General features: G+C 55.9%; 27 protein-coding genes. 6 read left to right on the top strand and 21 right to left on the bottom strand.

Annotated features, from left to right (window positions below; translation table 11 throughout):
* Nucleotides 1–12: 12 nt before the first annotated feature.
* Both EPN93_01050 and EPN93_01045 read left to right on the top strand, forming a co-directional pair.
* Nucleotides 13–981, top strand: a complete 969-nt coding sequence (locus tag EPN93_01050) for an alpha/beta hydrolase (GenBank protein ID TAL39689.1) — start codon at nucleotides 13–15, stop codon at nucleotides 979–981.
* A 161-nt stretch (nucleotides 982–1,142) separates the two neighbouring features.
* Nucleotides 1,143–2,303 carry an FprA family A-type flavoprotein gene (locus EPN93_01045; GenBank protein TAL39688.1) on the top strand — a complete coding sequence of 387 codons (1,161 nt, stop codon included), beginning with the start codon at nucleotides 1,143–1,145 and terminating at the stop codon, nucleotides 2,301–2,303.
* 125 nt (nucleotides 2,304–2,428) lie between these two features.
* Here the strand turns inward: EPN93_01045 and EPN93_01040 are convergent, their stop codons facing one another.
* Nucleotides 2,429–2,908 carry a hypothetical protein gene (locus EPN93_01040; protein ID TAL39687.1) on the bottom strand — a complete coding sequence of 160 codons (480 nt, stop codon included), beginning with the start codon at nucleotides 2,906–2,908 and terminating at the stop codon, nucleotides 2,429–2,431.
* A gap of 203 nt (nucleotides 2,909–3,111) precedes the next feature.
* Between EPN93_01040 and EPN93_01035 the strand changes: the two genes are divergently transcribed.
* The 3 genes from EPN93_01035 to EPN93_01025 all read left to right on the top strand — a co-directional run bounded on the left by EPN93_01035 (nucleotide 3,112) and on the right by EPN93_01025 (nucleotide 4,289).
* The gene (locus tag EPN93_01035; GenBank protein TAL39686.1) at nucleotides 3,112–3,309 is read left to right on the top strand and encodes a hypothetical protein; all 198 of its coding nucleotides are present in this window, start codon (nucleotides 3,112–3,114) and stop codon (nucleotides 3,307–3,309) included.
* Between the two features lie 98 nt (nucleotides 3,310–3,407).
* Complete coding sequence (locus EPN93_01030) at nucleotides 3,408–3,569, top strand: rubredoxin (GenBank protein ID TAL39685.1); 162 nt, start codon at nucleotides 3,408–3,410, stop codon at nucleotides 3,567–3,569.
* Nucleotides 3,570–3,713: 144 nt separating this feature from the next.
* Entirely contained in the window at nucleotides 3,714–4,289 is a 576-nt protein-coding gene (locus EPN93_01025; GenBank protein ID TAL39684.1) for a rubrerythrin family protein, read from the top strand.
* Between the two features lie 60 nt (nucleotides 4,290–4,349).
* Here the strand turns inward: EPN93_01025 and EPN93_01020 are convergent, their stop codons facing one another.
* Nucleotides 4,350–5,294: a histone deacetylase gene (locus EPN93_01020; protein TAL39683.1), complete on the bottom strand. Its 945-nt coding sequence runs from the start codon at nucleotides 5,292–5,294 to the stop codon at nucleotides 4,350–4,352.
* Nucleotide 5,295: 1 nt separating this feature from the next.
* Entirely contained in the window at nucleotides 5,296–6,006 is a 711-nt protein-coding gene (locus EPN93_01015) for a hypothetical protein (GenBank protein TAL39682.1), read from the bottom strand.
* A gap of 162 nt (nucleotides 6,007–6,168) precedes the next feature.
* Here EPN93_01015 and EPN93_01010 point away from each other — a divergent pair, with 162 nt between their 5' ends.
* Nucleotides 6,169–6,510, top strand: a complete 342-nt coding sequence (locus EPN93_01010; GenBank protein ID TAL39681.1) for a hypothetical protein — start codon at nucleotides 6,169–6,171, stop codon at nucleotides 6,508–6,510.
* A 159-nt stretch (nucleotides 6,511–6,669) separates the two neighbouring features.
* On the opposite strand, the gene EPN93_01005 is transcribed toward EPN93_01010, so the two are convergent.
* The 18 genes from EPN93_01005 to EPN93_00920 all read right to left on the bottom strand — a co-directional run bounded on the left by EPN93_01005 (nucleotide 6,670) and on the right by EPN93_00920 (nucleotide 23,127).
* Nucleotides 6,670–7,368, bottom strand: coding sequence for a hypothetical protein (locus tag EPN93_01005; protein TAL39680.1), 699 nt, complete (start codon nucleotides 7,366–7,368; stop codon nucleotides 6,670–6,672).
* Nucleotides 7,369–7,472: 104 nt separating this feature from the next.
* Nucleotides 7,473–8,024, bottom strand: coding sequence for a hypothetical protein (locus EPN93_01000; protein TAL39679.1), 552 nt, complete (start codon nucleotides 8,022–8,024; stop codon nucleotides 7,473–7,475).
* 452 nt (nucleotides 8,025–8,476) lie between these two features.
* The gene (locus EPN93_00995) at nucleotides 8,477–9,028 is read right to left on the bottom strand and encodes a hypothetical protein (protein ID TAL39678.1); all 552 of its coding nucleotides are present in this window, start codon (nucleotides 9,026–9,028) and stop codon (nucleotides 8,477–8,479) included.
* Between the two features lie 23 nt (nucleotides 9,029–9,051).
* Nucleotides 9,052–9,828: a hypothetical protein gene (locus EPN93_00990; protein TAL39677.1), complete on the bottom strand. Its 777-nt coding sequence runs from the start codon at nucleotides 9,826–9,828 to the stop codon at nucleotides 9,052–9,054.
* A 719-nt stretch (nucleotides 9,829–10,547) separates the two neighbouring features.
* Nucleotides 10,548–10,937 (bottom strand): hypothetical protein, encoded by a 390-nt coding sequence (locus EPN93_00985; protein ID TAL39676.1) that lies wholly within the window; start codon nucleotides 10,935–10,937, stop codon nucleotides 10,548–10,550.
* Nucleotides 10,938–10,939: 2 nt separating this feature from the next.
* A complete protein-coding gene (locus tag EPN93_00980; protein TAL39675.1) occupies nucleotides 10,940–11,377 on the bottom strand; it encodes a MaoC family dehydratase in 438 nt (145 codons plus the stop codon).
* 10 nt (nucleotides 11,378–11,387) lie between these two features.
* Nucleotides 11,388–12,560 (bottom strand): acyl-CoA dehydrogenase, encoded by a 1,173-nt coding sequence (locus EPN93_00975; protein TAL39674.1) that lies wholly within the window; start codon nucleotides 12,558–12,560, stop codon nucleotides 11,388–11,390.
* A gap of 22 nt (nucleotides 12,561–12,582) precedes the next feature.
* Nucleotides 12,583–13,731 carry an acyl-CoA dehydrogenase gene (locus EPN93_00970; GenBank protein TAL39673.1) on the bottom strand — a complete coding sequence of 383 codons (1,149 nt, stop codon included), beginning with the start codon at nucleotides 13,729–13,731 and terminating at the stop codon, nucleotides 12,583–12,585.
* Between the two features lie 15 nt (nucleotides 13,732–13,746).
* Nucleotides 13,747–14,424 (bottom strand): TetR family transcriptional regulator, encoded by a 678-nt coding sequence (locus EPN93_00965; GenBank protein ID TAL39672.1) that lies wholly within the window; start codon nucleotides 14,422–14,424, stop codon nucleotides 13,747–13,749.
* A 13-nt stretch (nucleotides 14,425–14,437) separates the two neighbouring features.
* Nucleotides 14,438–15,319, bottom strand: coding sequence for a hypothetical protein (locus EPN93_00960; protein TAL39671.1), 882 nt, complete (start codon nucleotides 15,317–15,319; stop codon nucleotides 14,438–14,440).
* 36 nt (nucleotides 15,320–15,355) lie between these two features.
* Nucleotides 15,356–15,796 carry a Zn-ribbon domain-containing OB-fold protein gene (locus EPN93_00955; GenBank protein ID TAL39705.1) on the bottom strand — a complete coding sequence of 147 codons (441 nt, stop codon included), beginning with the start codon at nucleotides 15,794–15,796 and terminating at the stop codon, nucleotides 15,356–15,358.
* A gap of 34 nt (nucleotides 15,797–15,830) precedes the next feature.
* The gene (locus EPN93_00950) at nucleotides 15,831–16,991 is read right to left on the bottom strand and encodes a thiolase family protein (protein TAL39670.1); all 1,161 of its coding nucleotides are present in this window, start codon (nucleotides 16,989–16,991) and stop codon (nucleotides 15,831–15,833) included.
* A gap of 10 nt (nucleotides 16,992–17,001) precedes the next feature.
* On the bottom strand, nucleotides 17,002–18,147 hold the full coding sequence (locus EPN93_00945) for a thiolase family protein (protein TAL39669.1): 1,146 nt from the start codon (nucleotides 18,145–18,147) through the stop codon (nucleotides 17,002–17,004).
* A gap of 1 nt (nucleotide 18,148) precedes the next feature.
* Nucleotides 18,149–18,619 carry a Zn-ribbon domain-containing OB-fold protein gene (locus EPN93_00940; GenBank protein TAL39668.1) on the bottom strand — a complete coding sequence of 157 codons (471 nt, stop codon included), beginning with the start codon at nucleotides 18,617–18,619 and terminating at the stop codon, nucleotides 18,149–18,151.
* Nucleotides 18,620–18,666: 47 nt separating this feature from the next.
* Nucleotides 18,667–19,437, bottom strand: a complete 771-nt coding sequence (locus tag EPN93_00935) for a 3-oxoacid CoA-transferase (protein TAL39667.1) — start codon at nucleotides 19,435–19,437, stop codon at nucleotides 18,667–18,669.
* An 11-nt stretch (nucleotides 19,438–19,448) separates the two neighbouring features.
* Nucleotides 19,449–20,432: a CoA transferase subunit A gene (locus tag EPN93_00930; GenBank protein ID TAL39704.1), complete on the bottom strand. Its 984-nt coding sequence runs from the start codon at nucleotides 20,430–20,432 to the stop codon at nucleotides 19,449–19,451.
* An 81-nt stretch (nucleotides 20,433–20,513) separates the two neighbouring features.
* Complete coding sequence (locus EPN93_00925) at nucleotides 20,514–22,328, bottom strand: long-chain fatty acid--CoA ligase (GenBank protein ID TAL39666.1); 1,815 nt, start codon at nucleotides 22,326–22,328, stop codon at nucleotides 20,514–20,516.
* 22 nt (nucleotides 22,329–22,350) lie between these two features.
* A complete protein-coding gene (locus tag EPN93_00920; GenBank protein ID TAL39665.1) occupies nucleotides 22,351–23,127 on the bottom strand; it encodes an enoyl-CoA hydratase in 777 nt (258 codons plus the stop codon).
* Nucleotides 23,128–23,146: the final 19 nt, after the last annotated feature.

The following is a 23,146-nucleotide window of genomic DNA, read 5'->3' as shown; positions in this document are numbered from 1 at the left end:
GCCGTTACTATTTTGAATAGCACGCGGCCCATAAGCGGCAAGGAATCAATGCCTCACTTGAAAAAAGTAATCTCCGGCGCGGCGGTTTTCCTCCTCGTCCTGTATTTCACCCCCTTGATAGTCGAAGGCCTTCGTCCCTCGACTGCAACCGTGCGGGGTTCCCAATCCGGTTTTAAAACCGCCTGGTCGATAGGCCATGTCATGGCGTATTCCGAGTACGGCGCCGGATACCCGGTCATCCTGGTGCATGGGTTCGGCGAATCCATGCTCGTGTGGGACGCCGCCGTGAAAGCGCTCGGCGACGCGGGATTCACGGTATACGCGGTCGACCTGCTGGGGCACGGTATGAGCGACAAGCCCTACGGGTACCGCTACCGCCTGGAATCCTACGCGGACCAGCTCAGGGATTTCATGGAAGCCCTGAAAATTCCCCGCGCTCACCTCGTCGGCCATTCGATGGGCGGGGCCGTGGTCATGAAATTCGCGTGCATGTACCCCCCCCTGGTCAACCGCATCGCGCTTATCGGGAGCGCGGGCGTCCGCCACGAATCGGGGGGCGCGGTTTTTTCACTGCTACGCGTGCCGCTTCTGGGCGAATTCCTGCTGCTCTTCAATTTCAAGCCCGTTTTAAAGAAGGGCATTCATTCGATCAATTTCAACGGCATGATCGAGATAGGCGACGAATACATCGACCGTTACAGCCTGCCGGCCGCCCTGCGCGGTTTCAATTACATGTTCCTCAATATTCTCCGCAACTTTTCCAGCCCCCTGTGGAGCGCGGAGGACTGCATGGAGGCAATCAAGGCCCCCGCGCTCATCATACATGGGACGGCGGACAGGATTATCCCGATTGCGGCCGCGGAACGCATGCATACAAGGCTTCAAAACTCGATCCTGGTGACCGTGCCGGACGGCCCGCACGGCGTGATGGAGACTCACCCGGGCATCGTGAACGAATCCATTCATCGCTTTTTAAAATAATGCTTTGTTACTACTCAGCTATTATGAAATACATAAAATAATTAGAAGTATTGAATACCCCCTCGCCGCCAGAGGCGGCGAGGGGGTATTTCTGACACTTATTATTTTACGTGCATATATTTAACAAACAGCTGAGTAGTTACGCGAGGGAGACGATAACCATGAAACCAATAGAAATCAGGGACGGCATTTACTGGGTCGGGGGCATAGACTGGGAGCTCAGGAACTTCCACGGATACCTCACCCAGCGCGGCTCCACCTACAATGCGTACCTGGTCCTGGATGAAAAGATAACACTCATCGATACCGTGAAGCACTATCTCTGCGACGAGATGCTGGAGAGGATATCCGCGGTCGCGGACCCGTCCAGGATCGACTGCATTGTTTCAAACCACGTGGAAATGGACCATTCGGGTTCCATTCCGCTCCTGAAAAAGCTCGCCCCGAGGGCGGAGGTGCTCACCTCGGTGAACGGTGAAAAAGGGCTCAGGATGCACTACCGGGAAGACCTGAACCTGCGCGCGGTTAAATCGGGAGAGAGCCTGAAACTGGGGAAACGCAGCCTCCAGTTCATCCACACGCCCATGGTGCACTGGCCCGACAACATGGTCGCCTGGATGCCCGAGGAAAAGATCCTGTTCTCGAACGACGCCTTCGGCCAGCATATCGCGACCTCGGAGCGGTTCGACGACCAGTATCCCGTCAACATCATTATGGAGGAGGCGAAGAAGTATTACGCGAATATCGTGCTCCCCTACTCGGCGCAGGTCAAGAAGGCCCTTGAGGCGGTATCCTCGATCTCCCCGGAGGTGATCGCCCCCAGCCACGGCATCATCTGGAGGTCGAATATCGGCGCGATACTGGAATCATACGGCCGATGGTCGGCCAACGCCACCGAGGACCGTGCCCTGATCATCTATGATACCATGTGGAGCTCGACGCGAAAGATGGCCTACGCGATCCAGCGCGCCTTCGAGAATAAGAATATCAGTACCTGCATGCTCGACCTGAAAAACAATCACATATCGGACATCATGACGGAGGTCCTTACCGCCAAGTACATCTGCGTGGGTTCGCCCACGCTTAACAACAACATGCTCCCCACCGTAGCTGCTTTCCTTACCTATTTCAAAGGACTCGCGCCCAAGGGACGCACGGCGCTCGCGTTCGGCTCCTACGGCTGGGGGGGGCAGAGCATCGAACAGATCGATGCCGTGCTTCGCGACTGCGGATTCACCATGCTCGACAGGATCAAGGTCCAGTACATCCCCGACGAAACCACCCTCCACGAGATAAGCGCGCGGCTGGAAGCCGCTCTTTAGAGTCGGGCTTGCCTGCCGCAAAAAGCCCGACACGCGAACGGAAAAGAGTGTGACATTTTCCGATGAGGTGGGCGTGCATGGGCATACCTTACCCCTGGTTTGGTGTGCGTGCGGGTGTGTGATGATTAACGCGAGGAGGTGCGGCGGAGTATTTTGGTGGGTGAGGCTCTTGTAGGGTGGTTTTTGGTATCTCCCCAGTAGAATTCCCAGCACAGAATGCCCCCTGCGCTCCTCCTGCCGATGGCATAATGGGGGAGCCGAACATAATTATGCCTTTCAGCTGAATCGCGCAGCAGTTCGTGGAGGTAGCGCTTGGTCGCGATCGCTACCAGATAGGAGACCGAGAACCGGCTCAACTTACGGAAATCCGAAGCAAACTCATTCTCGTTCTTCCTGAAGCAAATCGGAAAACAATGCCATCGTTTCCAGGGGTCACGGGGCTGATACTTCACCAAAGTAAACCCTCCCTGAAACCGATCAATATCGCGCAAAACGCGCTTCAGGAGCATAATGACGACCTGCTGGCGGCTTGTTTTCAGCTTTACCGCGGCAAGGGCGATATTCACGTAGACGATGTGGCTCATGTTTATAGAAGTGCGAAGCATTCCGTATCCTCCGGGACAAAGGCGTCCAAAATGGATACGAATGGGGAAAGAAAAATATTAACGGTTTTCCCGGCTATGATCCGGGCGCCCGAAAAATAATTCACACCCGGAAAATGTGCGGAACAATGTAAAATTTTCTTGATGATCTTTAGTATTTTTGATACTATTAAAAAGCTACGATAAAAATAGGAAAGGTTCTTAAAATGAAGCTTGTTATTTCAGACATGTCATGCCAGCATTGCGTTACGCGGATTTCGGATGCCCTCAAGGGAGTCGCGGGCGTCGATACCGTGAACATCACCCTATCGGATAAACTGGTGGAGGTGACGGGGAGCGCCGCCCAGTCGGCGATCCTGGACGCGATAAAGGGGGCCGGATACTCTCCCTCCGTCGTCGATTGATTCGCAGGAACATGGGCGCGCCGCGCGGGTAAAAAAGCCGGACGACCCCATATTCAAATAGCCGTGCAACTACATTCCCTATTACAACGGAGGACTGGATGAAGAAATACAAATGCAGCGTATGCGGATATGTCTACGACCCCGCCGTGGGTGACGCCGATGGCGGGATCAAGCCCGGTACGAAATTCGAGGATATTCCCGCCGACTGGGTCTGCCCGGTATGCGGCGTGGACAAGGGCGCGTTCGAGCCCATGGATTGAAACAAATTTGCAATCGTGCTTCTTAATTTGGCGCCGATTCGCCCGTCGCGCGTAAGAAAACGCCGGACGCGCGGATTATGCCCGGCCGTTTCCTTGCAATTCCGGGCACGTCGCTGTTAAACACAACCTTTCGAAGGAGGACTGATGAAGAGCATCAAGGGTTCGAAAACCGAGAAAAATCTGCTCGCGTCGTTCGCGGGGGAATCCCAGGCGCGCAACCGATACACCTACTTCGCCTCGCAGGCGAAAAAGGAAGGGTATGAGCAGATAGCGGAAATTTTCCAGGAAACCGCCGAGAACGAAAAGGAGCACGCGAAGCGTTTCTTCAAGTTTCTCGAGGGCGGGGAGATGGAGATAGTTGCCGCATTCCCCGCGGGGACGGTCGGCAGCACGATGGAAAACCTCAAGGCCGCGGCGGGCGGCGAAAATATGGAGCACACAAGCATCTATCCCGGGTTCGCGCGCATCGCGGAGGAAGAGGGGTATATGGACGTGGCGTTCATTTTCCGCAAGGTCGCCGAGGTGGAGGCGCACCACGAGAAGCGGTATATCCAACTCATGAAAAACATCCTGGATGGAAAGGTTTTCAAGAAGGACTCGAAGACGCAGTGGAAGTGCCGGAACTGCGGCTATGTCCACGAGGGTGCCGAAGCCCCCGAGGCATGCCCGGCGTGCGCGCACGCAAAGGCGTATTTCGAAATCCTGGCTGAAAACTATTAGGACGCGTCCGTCACCCGTACGGGCATCAAGGCCGCATGCGCGCAGGCGCACGCGGCTTTTTTACGCCTCCACGAAGGCCTGCATGACGCGCTCGACGCTGTCGGCGAGGGCGTCAAGGTCGTAGCCCCCCTCGAGCACGGCGATGATGCGGTCGTCGGCGTAGCCGCGCGCAACGTCCTGGATGAGCTTCGTGAACTTGTAATAGGTCCCTGAGCTCAGCTCGATCGCGGAGAGGGGATCGTCTTTATGCGCGTCGAATCCCGCGGAGATGAAGATCACCTGCGGCGCGAAATCCTCGAGTTCCGGCACAATGAAATCCTCGAATGCCGAAAGGTATTCCTCGTCGCCGCTTCCCATACGCATGGGCAAATTCAGCGTGTAGCCCTTCCCGTTGCCGAATCCCTTCTCGCCCTCCGCGCCCGTCCCCGGGTAGTAGGAATACTGGTGCAGGCTTATGTAATAGATGGAATCGTCGTCCTCAAAGGAGTGCTGGGTGCCGTTGCCGTGGTGAACGTCCCAGTCGACGATCGCAACCCTCTCGATCCCGTATTCCTTCTGGACATAGCGCGCCGATATCGCCACGTTGTTGAAGATGCAGAATCCCGCCGACTGATTCCGCTCGGCATGATGTCCGGGCGGCCGCACCGCGCAGAAGCCGTGCCGCGCCTTCCCTTTCATGATGCAGTCACACATGTTGAGGCACCCCCCTACGGCGTAGAGCGCGACCTCGTACGAGCGCGTGCATACCGAGGTGTCCATCGAGTCGAAATACGATTCACCCCCCTCGATCGTGCGTTTCGCGCGCGCGATATACTCGGGATCGTGTATCATCTCGATGTGCTTAAGGTCGGGAATTTTCTTCTCCACGCGCACGAGCTCGTTGAAATACGGCTGCTTTCTTAAAAGCGTGTCGATGGCGGCCAGGCGTTCGGGGCGCTCGGGATGGCCCCACTCCGTTTTATGCTCAAGGTAAACGGGATCGAACAGGTACGCCGTCTTCGCCATGTCATTCCTCCATCATATCTTTCCAGTAGCGCCGGTAAAAATCGGCCGCGATGTCCGCGTAATTGTACTGGGGAAGCATGCTCCCCGGCCCGTAGGGATAGACGCGCTTCCCCTGCCATTCGACTAGGTCGTCGAACTCCCGGTCGAATCCCCGATTGTAGGCGGTCGAGACAAAGCGTATCCTTTCCTCCGCGTCCATTTCCCGCATGCGCGGTCCGAACCGCCTGTCGAGCAGGTATGCGAAGCACGCCAGGTAGCGCAGCTGCCATTCGTCGTCCCGGAGGCGCGCGACGCGCGCGACGCGCATTTCGCGCGGATCATTCGAGGGAAAGGTCGAAACGGCGGATAGCGAATCGGCGCCCGCCCCGTCGTCCGCCATCGCCCGCTCGAGTTTTTCAACGAACGCCGGTTTCATCTGGAAGCGCCCTACGGAAAAATTCGCGTATTCTTTTCCCAGGTTCACGTAAAAGACGATGAGGCCTCCTGTCTCCATCTTGTCCCGGAGCAGCGAATAGCGCACGAGCTCGGGGAAGACCGCCGGCACGAGCACCCCCGGGTCCTGTCCATACGCGCGCAGCGTCGAAACCAGCCAGGGACGGCGCTCGATCACGTACATGACGGCAGCCTGGTAGTTCCTCCCGAATATCTGCCGGTAGTCCTCGACCGCATGGGGAGCGAACTGGAGCAGGAGGCTGATTATGGCTGTCATCATCATTTTCACTGCACGGAAAACGTGGCACCCGGCTTTTTTACTATCGTGTTCTCATTTTATTTATCAAGCAGAAAACAGGAGAATGGAATTTTCGGTACCCATCCCTTGACATATGCGGAGTTACTGCGCTTCTTAGGCTAAACGGGCACTTGTGAAGGTATCATGAACAAATACGGAATTATCGTCGCGGCATTCATCGTTTTATTAACCGCGTCCGGGCTCTTTTCCAGGGACGTGCTCATTGACCGCGGATTCAGGGACGACAACACCTTTTTCGTGGTTTGCAAAGGTTACCCGAATGCCGCCCTGAAAAACGAAACCGAGCGGTATGAATCGGCGAAAGAGGCCGCGCTTACCAACGCGCAGGTGCTTTCGCAGGAATTCCTGGACGTGAGCGTCGATGTGATCCGCAACGGCATCGTGGAAGATTACCAAAGCGCGAACGACTACGTCGTCATCACGTATGTCATTCAACTGGAAGGAGTGATCAGCGGGCGCCGATAATCGAAAAGCCGCGGACGCGGCCGGCCGTTCATGCATGCGAAAAGGGCGGGATGAATTTCCCGCCCTTTTCGCATGCATGTCGATTTAATATCAAGGAAACTGCGCCCTCGTTAAGGTTAAAGCTTCCTGATATAACCCCGCTTCCCGGAAGTGTGCTCCTTAATGAAGCTGCCCTTCCCCGGCAAAAAGCTCCCAGGCTGGAGGCTTAAAATTTAATGCGACCGGTTCTGCAATCATCCACCCGCCGTATTCGAGCTCGAATGATATATTCTTGGTTTCAGCCAGGTCCTTTGATAAATTAATTCCGAGATTTGTAATACGCGCCGTATCCGGAGGCGGCAGATATCCAGGGAGGCCTTCTTGAAGATCGGGTGCGTTCACTATTTGTTTCAATAGTTCAAATTCAGAGAGCGCACCCGCCTCCATGCTTGAATAAAGAACCCATTGCCTGCTGAACGATTCATTGGTATTAATCGCAAGAAAGACGGCTTGTGAAATCGTATTCTCCGGGTTTGTCATATTGCCAATCAATGACGCGTTAAGATCGCCAAAACTATTTTCCGGTGTTACATAATTGAGCTCCATATGAATATTCGATAAGGAGAATCTGTCATTCATAATGGAGACTGCTTGAGTTAACGAGAGGTCGAAGGAAATATTCGCGATATCTTGGTTGCCATCTGATAGTGTTTGATCAATTCCAGTGATTTCGATATTTTCCTGGGTTAACAGTAACGGAGCCAAAATGGAGCCATGATCGATGCCGGGGAATAGATGGAATATTTCAGATATTGCAGCAAGATTGACCTTTTCACCGTTATGTAATCGCCCGATCCAGTTCTCGATTGTCGCGTTCATGTAGTTTCGCCCCCAGGCCGATTGGTTATCTTTGGCAATTAAGAATAGTAGCCGGAAGATGTGCTGGACTTTATTATATTATTCATTGAGCTGTCCACATCTACTTAATTGAACCGGATAGAGATTTGACCAGTTATAAAATATGCATTATTAATTTCCCATGTATAAAAATAAGTGTGCTCCAATTTAATCATAAAAAATTCTCTAAATCCACATCGCTCGCACGACAGATATTCAATATGTGTAATTTTGCTGACTTTCCATTCGGACAGGTTTCCTTTTGCATCGATTTTAACTCGAAACAGAATAGCATTATCTTCTGCTTTCCATTGACCCTCGTATGATGTCCCGCTATTATACCATATAACTTTAAAAGTACCGTCCGCATTAAACGTAACGAATTCGCTAGGCGTAGATCTCCATTCACCAACTAATATCTGTTGAAGCAAGGTTGCTTTAATTTCTTGTATTTCGCCAAACTCGAAACTTTTTTTTATCAAAACGATATTTTCCAGGGGGTAATTTGTTCCTGCTATTCTATTCTGTGAATAAGTTGCATCATTTAATAATATTGGTGATAGAAGAATAAATGTCACTAAGAGCATAAATGATTTGTACTTAATATAACTCTTGCCCCCGAATTTCGTCGTTTCCATTGTATGACCTCCAACTTAACTATCTATCTTATTTTAATTGTATTTGCATGTAATATTTTGTAAGGTCTTTATAGTCTTCCTATTTCCCAATATCCAATCCACCCTTTATTGAACTATCTGCTACTTGATCATCAAGCAAAACCGTATATACATGACTCACGAAGTCCGTTCGATATGTCTTTATGGTTCCCGTATGATCCATTGCCTGTATGCGATGATCCGGCTGCCTCATCACCCCAATCATTCCCACGCGGTCCTGTTCGGCCACCTGGGCGGCATAATATAATTTGAAGAGTCCAAAAACATTTGCCAAAGTATTACCCACCCCGGCTGAATAATAATGCTCGCCGTCATTGCCTTCAGGCCGATTGGTTATCTTTAGCAATCAACAATAGTACGCAGAATATATGGTGGACTTGAATATTATATTCATTGACTTTATCCTGATCTATTTAATTGAAATTGATACAGATTTGACCAGTTAAAAAATAGGCATTATGAATTTCCCATGTATCAAAATAAGTGTGCTCCAATTTTATCATAAAGGACTCTCTAGATCCACATGATTCACACAACCGATATTCAGTATGTGTAATTTTGCTAACTTTCCATTCGGACAGGTTTCCTTTTGCATCGATTTTAACTCTGAACAGAATAGCATTATCTTCTGCTTTCCATTGCCCCTCGTATGGTGTCCAGCTATTATTCCATCGAACTTTAAAAGTACCGTCCGTTTTAAACGTAACGAACTCGCTAGGTGTAGACCTCCATTCACCAACTAATATCTGTTGAAGTAAGTCTGCTTTAATTTCTTTTATTTCGCCATAGTCAAAGCTGTTTTTTATCAAAACGATATTTTCCAGGGGATAATTTGTTGTTGCTACTCTATTCTGCGAAAAAGTCGCATCATATAATAATATTGGTGCTAGCAGAATAAATGACATGAAGACCTTGAATGACTTATATATAATACAACTCTTACCCCTAGAATTCGTCGTTTCCATTGAATGAGCCTCCAACTGCTACCTTATTTTAATTGTATTTGCAGGTAATATTTTGTAAGGTCTTTATATTTATTAGGTTCCCAAATATACAATCCAGCATCTATTGAACTATCTGCTACTCGATCTCCTGGTAAAACCGTATATACATGACTTACGTAGTCAGTTCGATATGTCTTTATGGTTCCCGTATGATCCATTGCTAGTATGCGATTATCCAGCTGCCTCATCACCCCAATCATTCCCACTCGGTCTTGTTCGGCCACCTGGGCAGTATAATAAAATTTGAAGAGTCCAAAAACATTTGCCAAAGTATTACCCACCCCGGCTGAATAATAATGCTCGCCGTCATTGGGAACGCACTTTTGAATATATTCCTCACTTGGTATCAATTTATATAAAGCCTTGTTCCGAACTTCTTCCGGAAGATTTTCTATAGTTGCCGGATTTAATCCTATGAATTTATCGTTTTCCCTTACCTCTACAAAAAATTCCACGGTTCTTTTATCTTCGGGTGTAATATCGTTAAAATCATCATACGCGTACCAATATTTGACCCCTTCATGAGTAAATATGTAAAATTTCTTTTCCTCCGTACGAACAAGAAATGGGATATAATTATCATCTATTTCATATAAATTCAGATCGATGGCTTCCTGGGAGCTTATCACGCCACCAACGTTTGTCCCCACGCAGTGGATATTATCCTTGATATATCCCAGAATATATAGACCCGTTAGTTGAAATCCGATGCAGTCCAGCCCGATATAAATGGTATTGTAACGACCTTGATCTAGTGGCACTTCCGATAGATATCTTATTCCGCAATCCCCATCCCATTTAAAATGAGTGGCCAATTTAACATCAAGGAAACTGCGCCCTCGCTAAGGTTAAAGCTTCCTGACATAACCCCGCTTCCCGGAAGTGTGCTCCTTAATGAAGCTGCCCTTCCCCGGCAAAAAGCTCCCAGGCTGGAGGCTTAAAATTTGCAAACGCTCCAAAATTACGATTTTTCTGTATATCCAGGCAAAATGGCCTCTGACCGTTTCTCAGATATTAGAAAGCGGTGATGAAAAGTCAATCCATAATCGGTGATGCAAAAAAACGCAGGTTGCCTACGGCCCCCTCTTCATGGACCGGAAATACCCCTTGTAAAGCGAGCACTCCCTCCAAGTCCTGTACCATACCTTTTCCGCAAAACTCGAAAATACCACGGAGGGAAACATGCGCGCGCCGCAGTCGGGGCATTGTTCGGGATTGGTCTCGAACGAATGCTCTATTGCCGCCTTCCATGCCGCGCTCCGGATTTTCCTGAGCTTCTCGCCTGCTCCGTAGGCGTAAATGCCGTAATAGCGGAATTCGGCCGTAAATCCGGTATCCGATTGGTGCTTTCAATCTCCATAGAAGACTTTCACCACCAAGCGTACGCCCGTGCCGTGCGCACCATAGATAAGGGGCGGGACACCGGTCCCGCCCATTCAAATCGTGGCTCGTCTTAAATGATGCTCCGGTAAGTATTTCCCTATTCGACCTCCGCCTGGACCGCCTTGAGAACCTCCGTACCGTCCTGGTTGGTGACCTTGATGTCAAGCTTCGCGCGGCCGCCGCTCATCTCGACGACCTCGCCCGCCGTCTGCACAAAGTCGCCCAGGTGGACCGGCGCGGCGAACCGGCACTTGATCCTCTTGAGCCGCCCGGGGTCCCCCGCCCAGTCCGTGACCGATTTTGCGACGAAGCCAAGCGTGCACAGGCCCTGGAGTATCACACCCCCCAGGCCCACCATTTTCCCGAACTCAGGGTCAATGTGAATGGGATTAAAATCCCCCGACGCGCCCGCGTAATAGAGCGCGCGGTACTTGTCGACCTCTTCCTTTGCGCTGTAGACAGCACCCATTTCCAATTTCGTATTCATCGTTATTTCCTCACCACGAACGTATACATTCCCCTGCAGACGTCTTTCCCAAGTTGATTTTTAGAATTTACTTCGTAGGAAATCACGTCGAGCTTTTCCTTGTTCACGATGTTCACGATCTTGCCGCTGGTGGTGATGGAATCCCCCGCCTTCACGACTTCCATGAACTCAAACTCCTGCTCGCCATGAACCAGCATCCACATGTTGAGATTGAGCTCGGCGTCGAAGAACATGGGCGCGATGACCTGCGCCCCGAACAGTACCGCGAACGTGGGCGGCGCGATCACGCAGCCGTATTTCGATTTCTTCGCAAATTCCTCGTCGATAAAATGCGGGTCCGGGTTCTTGATGCCGTGCGCGAACTCGGCGATCTTGTCCTTGCTTACGTCATAGGTCTTCGTCGGGTACGTCTTGCCGATAAACTTCGTGTCGATTGACATTGTTTTCCTCCTATTTAGCGAATCGCGCGAGTATGTTCCTGGCGATGAGCACACGCTGTATCTCCGAGGTCCCCTCTCCTATCTCGCCGAGCTTCGCGTCGCGATAGAGACGCTCGACGGGGAATTCCTTGATGTAGCCGTAACCACCGTGCACCTGGACGGCGAGGCTCGCGATCTGCGTGGCGGCTTCGCTCGCGAAAAGCTTCGCGCACGAGGCCAGCGTCGCGGACTCCGGATCCTTGACGTCCTTCGCCCATGCCGCCTTGTGGATGAGCAGGCGTGAGATATCGGTCATGATCATCATGTCCGCGAGCTTGAATGAGACCTCTTGGTACCGGTTGATGGGCTTCCCGAAGGCCTTGCGCTCCTTCGAGTACCTGTTCGCGAAGTCCATTGCGGCGACCGCGATCCCCAGGGATACCGTGGCCATGCCGATGCGCCCGAACTCGAGCGTCTGCATCGCCTGTATGAATCCCTTCCCCACCTCGCCGAGCACGGCGCCTTCGGGAACGCGGCACTCCTGCATAATAACCTCGGCCGTGGGTGACCCGCGGAAGCCGAGCTTGTCGAACGGCGTGCTCACGGAATAGCCGGGGGCGTCCTTGCCCACCAGGAACGCGGTGACGCCCGCGCCGGGACCGGCGGCCTTGTCGGTATATGCCATTACGAGCACGACGTCCGCGATGGTCGCGTTCGTGATGAACGTCTTCACGCCGTTGAGCACCCACTCCGCGCCTTTTTTCACGGCGGTGGTCTTTATGGCCGCGGCGTCGGAGCCGGCCTCGGGCTCGGTAAGGCCGAACGCCCCTACGAGGTCGCCGCTCACGATGCCGGGCAGGTATTTCTGCTTCTGCGCGTCGGATCCGAAAAGTTTTATCGGCACCCCGCACAGGCCGCAGCTCGCGCCCGCAGAGAGGAACGAGGACGCGCACGCCCTGGCGACCTCTTCGCCGGCGATCGCCTGTGTCACGAGGTCAAGCGCGGTCCCGCCGTATTTTTCCTCGTGCGCCATCCCGAGAAAGCCCACGGAGGCGAGTTTCCTGATGTTTTCCTTTATAAGCGCGGGCACCTCGTCCTCGTGAGCCCTGTCAAGCATGGGCGCGCGGGGCGCGAGCTCCCTCTGGCAAAAGTTCGCGAAATTCTCACGGACCGAATTCTGTACGTCGGAATAATCGTAGTTCATGCCTGCATTCTCCTTTTCACGCTTAGAAGCTCATGAGACGGGATATGATAAACCGCTGCACCTCGGAGGTGCCGCCGCCTATCTGCGCGAGCTTCGCGTCGCGCAGGTATTTTTCTATCGGGTAATCGTGGATATATCCGTACCCTCCGAAAATCTGGACCCCTTCCGAGGCCGCCTTGATGCCCCAGTCGCCCACGAACGCCTTGGCGATCGAGGTGTGCATGTGGTTGAGGGGTTTGCCGGAATCCTTATCGAACGCCACGCGGTACACCGCCATGCGCGATCCCTCGAGGATGACCTTGATGTCGGCAAGCTTGTGCTGTATCGCCTGGAAGCTCTTTATGGGCTTGTCGAACTGGACGCGGTCGGTCGCGTACTGCCCGCACTGCTCGATCATGAACTGCAGGCCGCCCACGAACGGGGCCAGGAGCGCGCTGCGGTCCCAGGAAAGCGTCTCATGGGTATACATGAATCCCATGCCGACCTCGCCCAGCAGGTTCTCTTCCGGTATCTCGCAATCCTCCAGGAACACCTCGGAGGTTGCCGATGCGCGCACACCCATCTTGTGGAACGGTTTTCCCGTAGAGAAACCCTTTGTTCCCCTTTCGACGATGAACGCGGTGATGCCCTGGTGTTTCTTCGCCCGGTCGATAGTGGCGTACACCACGCACACGTCGCAGACCGGCGCGTTGGTGATGAAGGTCTTGCTGCCGTTGAGCACCCATCGGTCCCCCTTCTTCGTCGCGGTCGTCTGCATGGACGCGGCGTCGGAACCGGCGCCGGGCTCGGTGAGACCCATGGCCCCGATCCATTCACCGCTTGCGAGCCGGGGAATATATTTCTTTCTCTGCGCTTCGTTGCCCCACTTGTGGAGCGTGTCGGCGCACAGATAGGTGTGCGCCCCCAGGGCGAGCAGGTGCCCGCTGTCGACACCCGCGTGTCCCATGGCCTCGCCGGCGAGGCAGCAGGTCACCACGTCGGCGCCCGATCCTCCCAGCTCCTCGGGGAAGGGCAGCCCCAAGAGCCCCATGGATCCGAGCTTTTTCCACACCTCGCGGCTGAACTCCGACTTGAGATCCGCTTCTTCGCACAGCGGGTAGATTTCATTTTTCGCGTACTTATAGACGGTTTCCCTGAACATCAACTGTTCTTCCGTGAACCCGAATTCCATAATCGCCCCCTTCGCCTATTCTTTCGGTTTTATGATCATGCTGATTATCTGCGACTTGATTCTTTCCGTGTACTCCGCGTAATCGAACGCGTTGTTGTCGATCACGTACTGCACTATCGTTCCCTGGATGAGGGAAATGATTATGGACGCGTAGTAGCGCACGTTCATCGCCGCGAACTCGCCCTTTTCGACGCCCTCGGTGAGTATGGCGGCGCACTCGTCGCGGTAGCTCTGGAACAGCTTGATGTTGGCCTGGCGCATCCTCGCGTTATGGTTCACCTGGGTCCAAAAATCGATGAGGACGTAAAAGTATTCCTTCTCCTTCTCGACCAGCCCGAACGCCTGATCCATGAACGCCATGATCTTCTGCCGGCATGAATCGGTCTTCACAAGCTCGCGGTGGAGGTACGACTTGATGTTCGTGTTTATCTCTTTTAAGAGATTCAGGAGCAGGTCCTGCTTGTCCTTGAAATAGTAATGGACCAGCCCGGCCGAAAGCCCCGCCTCCCGCGCGATGTCGCGTATGGTGAAGTTGTAATAGCCCTTCCGGCTGACCACCTTGTACGCCGCCCTCGTGAGCTGCGAGCGCCGCATGCGGCCGATATCGTTCTGCGCGTTTTCCTTCCGGCTCTCGTTCTCGGTTTTGTCCATCACTCGTCTCATATTCCCATCATGTACGCTTTTATTTTGCATCCGCCGCGCGCCGTCACACGATCACAATTCCGCATCGCTCCATGAGGGCGGCATGCTGCGCCAGGTCGCTCGCGCGCACCCAACGCTCTTCCGGCTCCCGCGCGATGCCGGAAGCCTGGAAATCACGCTCATGGTGCGGGGTGGTGCCTCCCATGAGAATCCGCATGCGGTCCGATCCATCCAGCCGCGCCGGGTCGAACGCGATCACCCCCACGTCGTCGAAATGACCCGAACGACCTCCCCCATCCCAGGCGCCGGCAAGATCGCGCACGCGCTCCGGGATCGTTCCGATCTCCCGGGTGAATACCTGGCGCATGAACTCTTCGCCCGACACGCCGGAATTCTTCGCCATGTCGGCCAGCCCGTCCGAACAAAGCACCACCCGTTCCGTTCCGCGCGCGAGGGGGACGCGCTCGATATGGTGAATCGCCGGGCTTCGCCCCGCAAAGTTCATGTTGGGCGCGGTGCAAAACAGGATTTCCCCGGTGTCACGGCAGGCGACATACACGATGCTGTCACCGCCGTGAAGCACCGTAAGCGCGCTCCCGGATCCCGAACTTTCCAGGACGGCGCAGCAGAAGGTCGTCTTGTGATGATAGGGCTGCCCCGCGTACGCGCTGTTCACCGCCGCGAGCCATCCCTCCGGGGAGCCCGGCGTATCGGCCCCCCCGAGCCCCTGGACAAAACGCGCGAGAAGGTCCCTCGAGGCGGACGGGTAGCGTTCGGCGCTGTCGGAAAGCGCGAAGAGCGCCCGGCCGAAGTCGAGGAGCAGGCAGTCGCCGTTCCCGTATCCGCTCGCCACCTTGTCGCTGCCCGTGATGACGAACGCGCACGCCTGTTCGTTTTTCACGAGCGTCCTTGCCGCCGCGTTGATCATGATTTCGCCCGTCGTCATTGTATTGCCATATTTCCGTCAGCCGCCGTTGCGTATCTAATCCACCACCCGGAAATACTGAATGTCCTTGATCGTTCCCTTGCGCTCCGCGGCAAAGACGGGCTCTACGCGCGCGCCGATTTTTACCTTCTTCTCGTCCTCGATGTCGATGTAATGCTGGAACAGCGTGTCGGCGCCGTCGAACTTGATGAAGCCGTAGCCATAGGGAACGGGTTTCTGGTGCCCGGTCTCGGGATCGATGAACGCGAAGCGGAGGATGGTGTAGGTGCCGATATAGCCGCCCGGCCCCACCTCCACAAATTCGCTCATTTCCTGGAAACAGGGACCGCACACCCCGCGGGGCGGAACGTAGACCTTCCCGCATTTGGGACAGCGTATCCCCATGATCTTCTTGTTGTCACGAAGCTCCTTGAAGAACTTGGAACCGTGCATGCCCACGGCGTAATCGAACGGCTGCGCCGCGTCCCCGGACTCTATGACGATATGCTCGTTTTCTGCCATTTCCGCGCTCCTAGTAATTCGGTTTTTTCTTTCCGTGGAGGATCATATCGGTCCACCAGCATCCGCCAAAGCCCGTGCTCACCGCGAAATTCACGTTTGGCACCTGACGCCCCTCGGCATTTCCCATGACCTGCATCGCCGCCTCGGCGCACCGTACCAGGCCGGTCGCGCCTATGGGATTGCAGGAGATCACCCCCCCCGAGGGATTCACCGGGAGCTCGCCGCCCATGTCGGTCGCCCCGCTCCAGATGTACTCCGCGCCCTTCCCCGGCGGGACGATTCCCATGTCCTCGATCCAGATGATCCCCGCGAAGGAATAGGGCTGATACAGCTCTATGACATTAATTTCCTTGCGCGGCTCCCTGATCCCCGCCTTTTTGAATATCTCGCGGGCGGTGCGTTCCATGCTGGTGAGTCTTCCCATGTCGGCGTCACCGATGTAGGCGTACGAGTGCCGGTTACCGGTTCCCCATATCCAGTCGGGATTTTCGCAGAGCTTCTCCGCGCTGTCCTCATTCGCCATAACGACCGCGCACGCGCCGTCGGTGCGGGGGCAGATATCCAGCAGATGTATGGGGTCAGCGAGCATCGGTGACGCCAGCACCTCCTCGATCGAGACCTCCTTGCGAAGCTGCGCGTGCGGGTTGTTGAGCGCGTGCTTCCTGTCGCGCACCGACACCCGCGCGGCATCCCTGTCGGTCGCGCCGTAGCGCGCCATGTACGCCTGCGCCTCCGCGGCCAGGCCCGAGATCGCGCCCGCGAAGACCAGCCGGTCCCAGATGGGATCGAAGGCCGTCGTGATCGCACCCGAGGTGTCCGATTCCGAATTCTTCTCCCACCCGATGACGAGCACCTTGTCGTACATGCCCGAGGCGACCAGGTGGTAGCCCCCGATCGCGATCGTGCACCCCGTCGTGCCGCCCGTGGTTATCTTTAGAACGGGCTTCATGAAACCGCCGGCGCCGTCCACGCTCCAGCAATCCACGTAATTGATCCCCTCGAAGTGGTCCATGTTCCCGATAACGATGGCGTCTATGTCCCCGATGGTGAGCCCCGCGTCCCGGAGCGCGCGCTGGACCGCTTCGTTGATGAGCTCCTGTCCGTTCACGTCGGGCCTGTGACTCTTGTGGAAAGTCTGGCCCGTTCCGACTATCGCAACCCTCTTTGCCATAACGCGCCCCCTACCTGTCCTTGCCGAGAATCCACACGCAGTGCGACTGGCCCGCAAGGCCGTTCACACCGTGGGCGAGGCCTACATGGGCCTTCTTCACCTGGTACGCACCCGCTTCGCCGCGAATCTGCTTCACGACCTCGGCGATCCGATACAGTCCCGCGGCGATCACCGCGTGCCCGCCCAGGAGCCCGCCCGACGCGTTCACCGGCAGCCTCCCCTCGATCCCGAACGCCCCGTCCTCGATGAGCTTCCCGGCGGCACCGTCCGCGCACAGGCCCAGGCCCTCCAGCCACATGAGCTCCTGGTAGCTGAACGCGTCGTACACCTCGGCAAAGTCTATTTGTTTAGCGGGGTCCGATACGCCCGCCATCGCGCAGGCCTGCTTCGCCGCCTTGACGAGCGAATCGGCCCTGGACAGGTCGCGGTCTCCGAAAAAGTACGCGTCCGCGCACATCGCCACGCCCTTGATCCAGACCGGTTTGCCCTTGTACTTTTTCGCCCGGTCCTCGTTCGCGATGATGATCGCGCAGCACCCGTCCGATACGGGTGAACAGTCCAGCTTGTGCAGCGGGTCCGCGATCATCTCCGACTTGAGCACGTCCTCCACCGAAAGCTTCATACCGAGCTGGGCGTTCGGGTTTTTCAGCGCGTTCCCGTGGTTTTTCACCGAAACGGCCGCGAGCTGCCGCGCCGTGGTGCCGGTCCGGTGCATGTACGCGGAGGCCTGCATCGCGCATGCGCCGATCATGTCCAGGCCGAGCGCCCTGTTGTAAATGGGATCGAAGGCCGCGTTGGTGATGAGGCTCGATACGCTCTGCGATCCCTTCGAATGGCCCGTCACGAGGGTCGTGCCGTACGAACCCGAAAGCGACCGCGCGAGCCCGTAAAACGCGCCAAAGGCGCCGTCTCCCTCCACGCATGAAACGTTCTTGTCGTTCGCGCCGCTCGCGTCGCCCACCGCCATGCAGGAGATAGTCCTTCCGTCCCAGAAATCGTTCGAGGTGGTGATCACGTTATCGATGTCGTCGATCGTCATCCCCGCGTCGTCCAGGGCCTTCCTGGTCGCCTCGAAGGCCATGTCGGCGAACGTCATGTCCACCTTCCTGGCCTCTATCTTCGTCATGCCAATGCCGATAATCGCCGCGTTATCCATGTCATTTCTCCTGGCTGGCCGGCTTGAAATATTCTATGTCGAAGATGGTCGCCGTCCTGTTTCCGGCGAACTTCGCCTCGACCCGCATCCCGATCTTCACGTCCTCGGGGCGCACCTGGTCCAGGACGTGAAGGAACCCGGAATCCGCGCCTTCGAGCTTTATAAGGGCGTAGATTACCGGCGCCTTTTTCGACATCGCCGCGAGCTGCCTGCGTACCACGGTGAAGGCCTGGACGACGCCTGCCGTCTTGACCGCCTTCCATTCCATCTCCGTGCCGAAACACAGGGGACACGTCTTGCGGGGCGGCAAGAAGAGCTTCGCGCATTTCGCGCAACGGGTGCCCATGATCGCCTGCTTATCGCGCAGGGTTACGTAGAACGTGCTCGCCGTTTCTCCGGCCCACCAGTGGTAGGGAACACTTATCTTGCTCTTCACTACCAGGGGCTCGACGCCCTTGAAAATGTCTGCCATAGTGAGTTCCTCCTTTTATACCCTCCCCCTTGAGGGGGGTAAAACTCTTATCGTCCTATTATATAACGATGCGGGTCCACGACCTCGCGCAATATCCTGAGCTCCTCCGCGTGCGGCGGGTCGGTGTCGGTGATCTTCTGGGCCCACTTCAGCTCGAAGCCGCAGTTGTCCTGCACGTCCTTGCGGCTGTACCCGGGATTGATCGAGAGCACCGTCATCCACTTCGTCTCGGCGTCGAATCCCATGATCGCCATGTTCGTGATGATGCGGTACGGTCCCGTCCCCAGGGGCAGCCCCGCCTCGTAGCGCGAATTTCCGCCCTGGAGGTAACCCGGCGAGGTGATGAAATCGGGCTTGTCCGTGAAGCGTTTCGCGTCCTGAACAGTCATCATCATCGTGCGCCAGCAGAGGCTCGCCAGGTCGTTCGCCCCGCCGGAACCGGGGAAGCGCACCTTGGGTTTCTGGTGGTCCTTCCCGATCATCGTCGAGTTGATATTCCCGTACATGTCTATCTGCGCCCCGCCCAGGAAGGTGTAGTCCACCATCCCGCGCTGGCACGTCTCCATGATCTCCGGCATCGAGCTCGCCATGATCGCCTTGTGAAAGGTGCGCGAGTCGCCCACCGAGATGGGCATGGACGGCAGGATGGGCGCCACGCCCCCCGCCTCGAACATGATCGTGAGATTGGGGGAGTGCGTCTTCTGCGAGAGCATGGCGGCCGCGCAGGGCGCCCCCGTGCCCACGACCACCGTCGCGCCGTCCTCGAGGTTGCGCGCGGCAACGCATATCATGAGTTCCATCGCATTGTAATCTGCCATTGTCGTCCTCCTTACTGCCTGTCGGTCAAAAGCTCGATCGACCGCAGTTTCATCATCTTCCCGATACCGCCGTTAAGCTCCAGGTATTCGTAGAAGTCCTTCGTCCCGTAGATCTGTTTATCCAGGAACTTCCTGAACTCGTCCGGGTCCTTCTCCACGGTCAGCCATTCCTTGATGTGCGCCTCGTCCGAGAAGTACTCGTAGGGCATGTTGCCCGGGTAGCTCCCGTAGGGCACCTCGATGACGGCGTCCACGCACCAGAACGGGATGAACGTGCACTCCGGGTTCTGCCGGATCTTGTCGGTGGAGATGATGCGCTCCGTGGTCAGCACCACGCGCTTGGCCGCCTTCGCCAGGTCCTGGTCCGAGACCGAGGCCCCGTAGACGCGTGCGTTCCCATAGACATCGCACTCGTGCACGTGGATCGCCGCGAAGTCCGGGTAGAGCGCAGGGTGCGCCGCGAACTTTTTCCCTGTGTACGGGCACTCGATCTCCTTGCCGGCGCTGTACTTGAAGGTATCGGTCCCCATAATGTTGCGCGCCGGCAGAAAGGAAAGCCCCATGGCCGCCGCCTTGAGCCTCCACGAGAGGGTCCCGTTCGTCCACTCAGTGAGCTTGAGCTTCCCGCTCTCGACGTAGCGCCGCGCGGATGCCGACAATCCCCGCGCCTCGAGGCCTATGATGTAGGCCACGTCGCAGCGGTCGATGCATTCCCCGCCGACCAGTATCTGGAAGTCATGGGTAGAGGTATGTCCCGCGAAGCCCAGGTTCTTTTTCTTCTGGCGCACCATTTCGTGCAGTATCGCCGTGGGGATCCTGTTCGCCCCGAACCCGCCTATCGCGACATAGTCGCCGTCCTTGATCATCGTGCGCACCGCTTCCTGCACGGTGGTGAGCTTTGATTTCATCGCCCGGGACTTGTGCCTGAAAAATTCACGCGCATTGTCCGGATCGGGATCGGTGAACAGGGTGTTTATTCCCGACTTGAGATCCATCGTCATATCTGGTCCTCCATAAAATTATCGCCGGTCGAACCGGCCAGGCCTGAGAAGGCGCGAATATATATTCGCGCCTTCTCAGGCCTCATTTTCGGCATACATGCTTTCAATCAGGTCTTTATATAATTCGCCTACCGCCTTTCGCTTCACCTTGAGCGTCGCGGTGAGCTCGCCGGATTCCTTTGAAAATTCGCGCTTCACGATGCGGTATTTCTTGATGGATTCGTATTTCGCGAGGTGACGGTTGCGCTCGGCCACACGCTCGTCCACGATATCCAGGAATTCCCGGTTATCGAGCAGTTCCTCGGGCTTCCCGAACGCGATCTTCCGATCGCTCGCGAGCTTCGCGGCGAGCACGAGGTCGATGTTGCACAGCGCGCTCAGGTATTTCCTGCGCTCGCCTATCACGATGAACTGGGTAAACAGCGGGTCGCTCTTGAAGAGGTTTTCGATATTCTGCGGGGCCACGTTCTTGCCGCCCGAGGTGATGATCAGGTCCTTTTTGCGGTCCGTGATCATGAGAAACCCCTCATCGGTAAATGCGCCTATGTCTCCCGTCATGAAGAATCCGTCGCGCGTGAACGAATCCCTGGTCGCGTCCGGAAGCTTCCAGTATCCCTTGATCACGCACTCTCCCTTGACCAGTATCTCGCCGTCGTCCGCGAGCTTGATCTGGTAACCGGGAAGGGGCTTGCCGACAGTCCCTATCCGGTAATCCGCGAGGTTGCTCATCGTCGCGGGAGCGGTGAGCTCGGTCATGCCGTAGCCCTCCACCACCTGGATTCCCGCCGCGTTGAAGAATTGAATGATTTCCCTGGCCGTGGGCGCCCCCGACGCCGTCATCCATCGTACGCGCCCGCCAAGCGCCATCGCGAGTTTTTTGAAGATCATGCGGTAGGCTATCGCGTAACGGAGGCGCGTCCCCAGGGGAATCGGCCTTTTCGCCTCGCGCAACTCGGAGATGCGCTGACCCACCTTCTGTCCCCAGTAGAACACCTTCTGCTTCCACACCGGCTGCTCCTTCACCTGCATGGTGATGCGCTGAAAGACTTTTTCGCACACGCGCGGCACCGCGAGTATCTCCGTGGGCCGTTTCTCCTGGATATCGGCGACGATCGTGTCCATGCTCTCGGCGTATGACGCGGTGAGTCCCACGTACATTCCGTAAAAATGGCCGGCGATCCTTTCGAACACGTGAGAAAGCGGCAGGAAGGGAACGGTGTTATCGGTATCAAACCCGAACTGAGGCCTGACCGCGTCGAGCGCGAGCATCTGCGCCATAATGTTCTTGTGGGAAATCATCGCGCCCTTGGGCGGTCCCGTGGTGCCCGAGGTGTACACGAAGGTGGCCAGGTCCTCGCGATCGACGCCGTCCGCGAGCTTTTCGAACAGGGCCGGCTCCGCCTCGTGCCTTTTTCCGCCGAGCGCCATGAGATCCTGGAACATCATTACGGACGGTGGCAGCGCGCCGACATCCTCCCCGTCGATGAGCACGGTTTTAACCAGCGCCGGGCAGGTTTTCTGCGCCTCGCACACCTTCCGGTACTGGGCATTGTTTTCGACGATCACGACCCTGGCGTCCGAATGGCCGATAATGTATTCCGCTTCTTCATCGGCGAGCGTCGCGTAGATGGGGACGAGCACGGCGCCGATTCCCAGCGTGCCCATGTCGGTATAGAGCCACTCGAGGCGGTTGTCGCAGATAAGGCAGACCCGGTCGCCCTTGCGTACGCCCAGTTCATGGAGCCCCAGACCCGCCGCGCGCGCATTGCCGTAATACTGGTTCCACGTGGCCTGCTGCCATGCGCCCTTGAGCTTTTTTTCGACCGCGAGCCTGTCGCCGTATTTTTTAACCCTGTTTCTAAAGACCGAGTTAATGGTTTTTTCTTCCATTACGAGTCCTCCGGGATTTTTTCTATTTATCTTTGAACGCCGGTGTGCGCTTTTCGAGAAATGCGTTTATCCCCTCCTCCTTGTCCTCGGATTCTGCGAGCCTCCCGAAAAGTTCCGATTCGAGTTCGAGTCCTTCCCTGAGCGTCATGCGTCCGCCCTCGATGACCGCCTCCACGATTGCGCGCACCGCCAGCTGCCCCTTCGACGCGATCTGTTTCGCGAGCTTTTCGGCTTCATTCATGATATCGGACTGAGGCACTACCCGGCCGACGAGCCCGATCTCTTTCGCCTCGGTCATGTCGATGAATTTCCCGGTGAGCATTATTTCGAGCGCCTTCCCGGCCCCCAGGAGCCTCGCACTCCTCTGCGTTCCGCCAAAACCGGGCATGATGCCGAGCATGATCTCGGGAAGGCCCATCTGCGCCTGGTCGCCCGCGATCCGGATGTGGCACGCCATTGCGAGCTCCATGCCGCCTCCGAGACACAGCCCGTTTATGGCCGCGATCACCGGCTTCCTCGAATTCATTATTAGGTCCATGATTTCATGGGCGCGGGTCGTGAGCCTCCGCCCGTCCTCCGCCCTTTTCACGTTGCGCACCTTGTTCACATCCGCACCCACCACGAAGGTCGTCCCCTCGCCGGTTATGATTACCACCTTCACGCGATCGTCGACCTCGACCTGGCGCATCGAGAACTCAAGCTCCAGCATCGTCTGCTCGTCCAGCGCGTTCATGGGCGGATTATTGATCTTTAATAACGCAATCCCCCTGTCGTTCACTTCATAAACGCACTTGGCCATTTGCTCCACCTCAATTCTC

The organism is Spirochaetota bacterium (genome assembly GCA_004297825.1).
Lineage (GTDB): Bacteria > Spirochaetota > UBA4802 > UBA4802 > UBA5368 > FW300-bin19.
This window is presented reverse-complemented; position numbering and strand designations above follow the sequence as displayed.

Bases quoted from the DNA above. Each gene is read 5' to 3' on its own strand.
- EPN93_00985 (TAL39676.1), bottom strand. From the start codon at position 10,937: ATGAATACGAAATTGGAAATGGGTGCTGTCTACAGCGCAAAGGAAGAG.
- EPN93_00975 (TAL39674.1), bottom strand. From the start codon at position 12,560: ATGAACTACGATTATTCCGACGTACAGAATTCGGTCCGTGAGAATTTC.
- EPN93_00960 (TAL39671.1), bottom strand. From the start codon at position 15,319: ATGACGACGGGCGAAATCATGATCAACGCGGCGGCAAGGACGCTCGTG.
- EPN93_01040 (TAL39687.1), bottom strand. From the start codon at position 2,908: ATGCTTCGCACTTCTATAAACATGAGCCACATCGTCTACGTGAATATC.
- EPN93_01005 (TAL39680.1), bottom strand. From the start codon at position 7,368: ATGAACGCGACAATCGAGAACTGGATCGGGCGATTACATAACGGTGAA.
- EPN93_00945 (TAL39669.1), bottom strand. From the start codon at position 18,147: ATGGATAACGCGGCGATTATCGGCATTGGCATGACGAAGATAGAGGCC.
- EPN93_00995 (TAL39678.1), bottom strand. From the start codon at position 9,028: ATGGAAACGACGAATTCTAGGGGTAAGAGTTGTATTATATATAAGTCA.
- EPN93_00930 (TAL39704.1), bottom strand. From the start codon at position 20,432: ATGGATCTCAAGTCGGGAATAAACACCCTGTTCACCGATCCCGATCCG.
- EPN93_01015 (TAL39682.1), bottom strand. From the start codon at position 6,006: ATGATGACAGCCATAATCAGCCTCCTGCTCCAGTTCGCTCCCCATGCG.
- EPN93_00940 (TAL39668.1), bottom strand. From the start codon at position 18,619: ATGGCAGACATTTTCAAGGGCGTCGAGCCCCTGGTAGTGAAGAGCAAG.
- EPN93_01020 (TAL39683.1), bottom strand. From the start codon at position 5,294: ATGGCGAAGACGGCGTACCTGTTCGATCCCGTTTACCTTGAGCATAAA.
- EPN93_01010 (TAL39681.1), top strand. From the start codon at position 6,169: ATGAACAAATACGGAATTATCGTCGCGGCATTCATCGTTTTATTAACC.
- EPN93_00980 (TAL39675.1), bottom strand. From the start codon at position 11,377: ATGTCAATCGACACGAAGTTTATCGGCAAGACGTACCCGACGAAGACC.
- EPN93_01035 (TAL39686.1), top strand. From the start codon at position 3,112: ATGAAGCTTGTTATTTCAGACATGTCATGCCAGCATTGCGTTACGCGG.
- EPN93_00925 (TAL39666.1), bottom strand. From the start codon at position 22,328: ATGGAAGAAAAAACCATTAACTCGGTCTTTAGAAACAGGGTTAAAAAA.
- EPN93_00950 (TAL39670.1), bottom strand. From the start codon at position 16,991: ATGGCAAAGAGGGTTGCGATAGTCGGAACGGGCCAGACTTTCCACAAG.
- EPN93_00965 (TAL39672.1), bottom strand. From the start codon at position 14,424: ATGCAAAATAAAAGCGTACATGATGGGAATATGAGACGAGTGATGGAC.
- EPN93_00935 (TAL39667.1), bottom strand. From the start codon at position 19,437: ATGGCAGATTACAATGCGATGGAACTCATGATATGCGTTGCCGCGCGC.
- EPN93_00920 (TAL39665.1), bottom strand. From the start codon at position 23,127: ATGGCCAAGTGCGTTTATGAAGTGAACGACAGGGGGATTGCGTTATTA.
- EPN93_00970 (TAL39673.1), bottom strand. From the start codon at position 13,731: ATGGAATTCGGGTTCACGGAAGAACAGTTGATGTTCAGGGAAACCGTC.
- EPN93_01000 (TAL39679.1), bottom strand. From the start codon at position 8,024: ATGGAAACGACGAAATTCGGGGGCAAGAGTTATATTAAGTACAAATCA.
- EPN93_01025 (TAL39684.1), top strand. From the start codon at position 3,714: ATGAAGAGCATCAAGGGTTCGAAAACCGAGAAAAATCTGCTCGCGTCG.
- EPN93_01045 (TAL39688.1), top strand. From the start codon at position 1,143: ATGAAACCAATAGAAATCAGGGACGGCATTTACTGGGTCGGGGGCATA.
- EPN93_01030 (TAL39685.1), top strand. From the start codon at position 3,408: ATGAAGAAATACAAATGCAGCGTATGCGGATATGTCTACGACCCCGCC.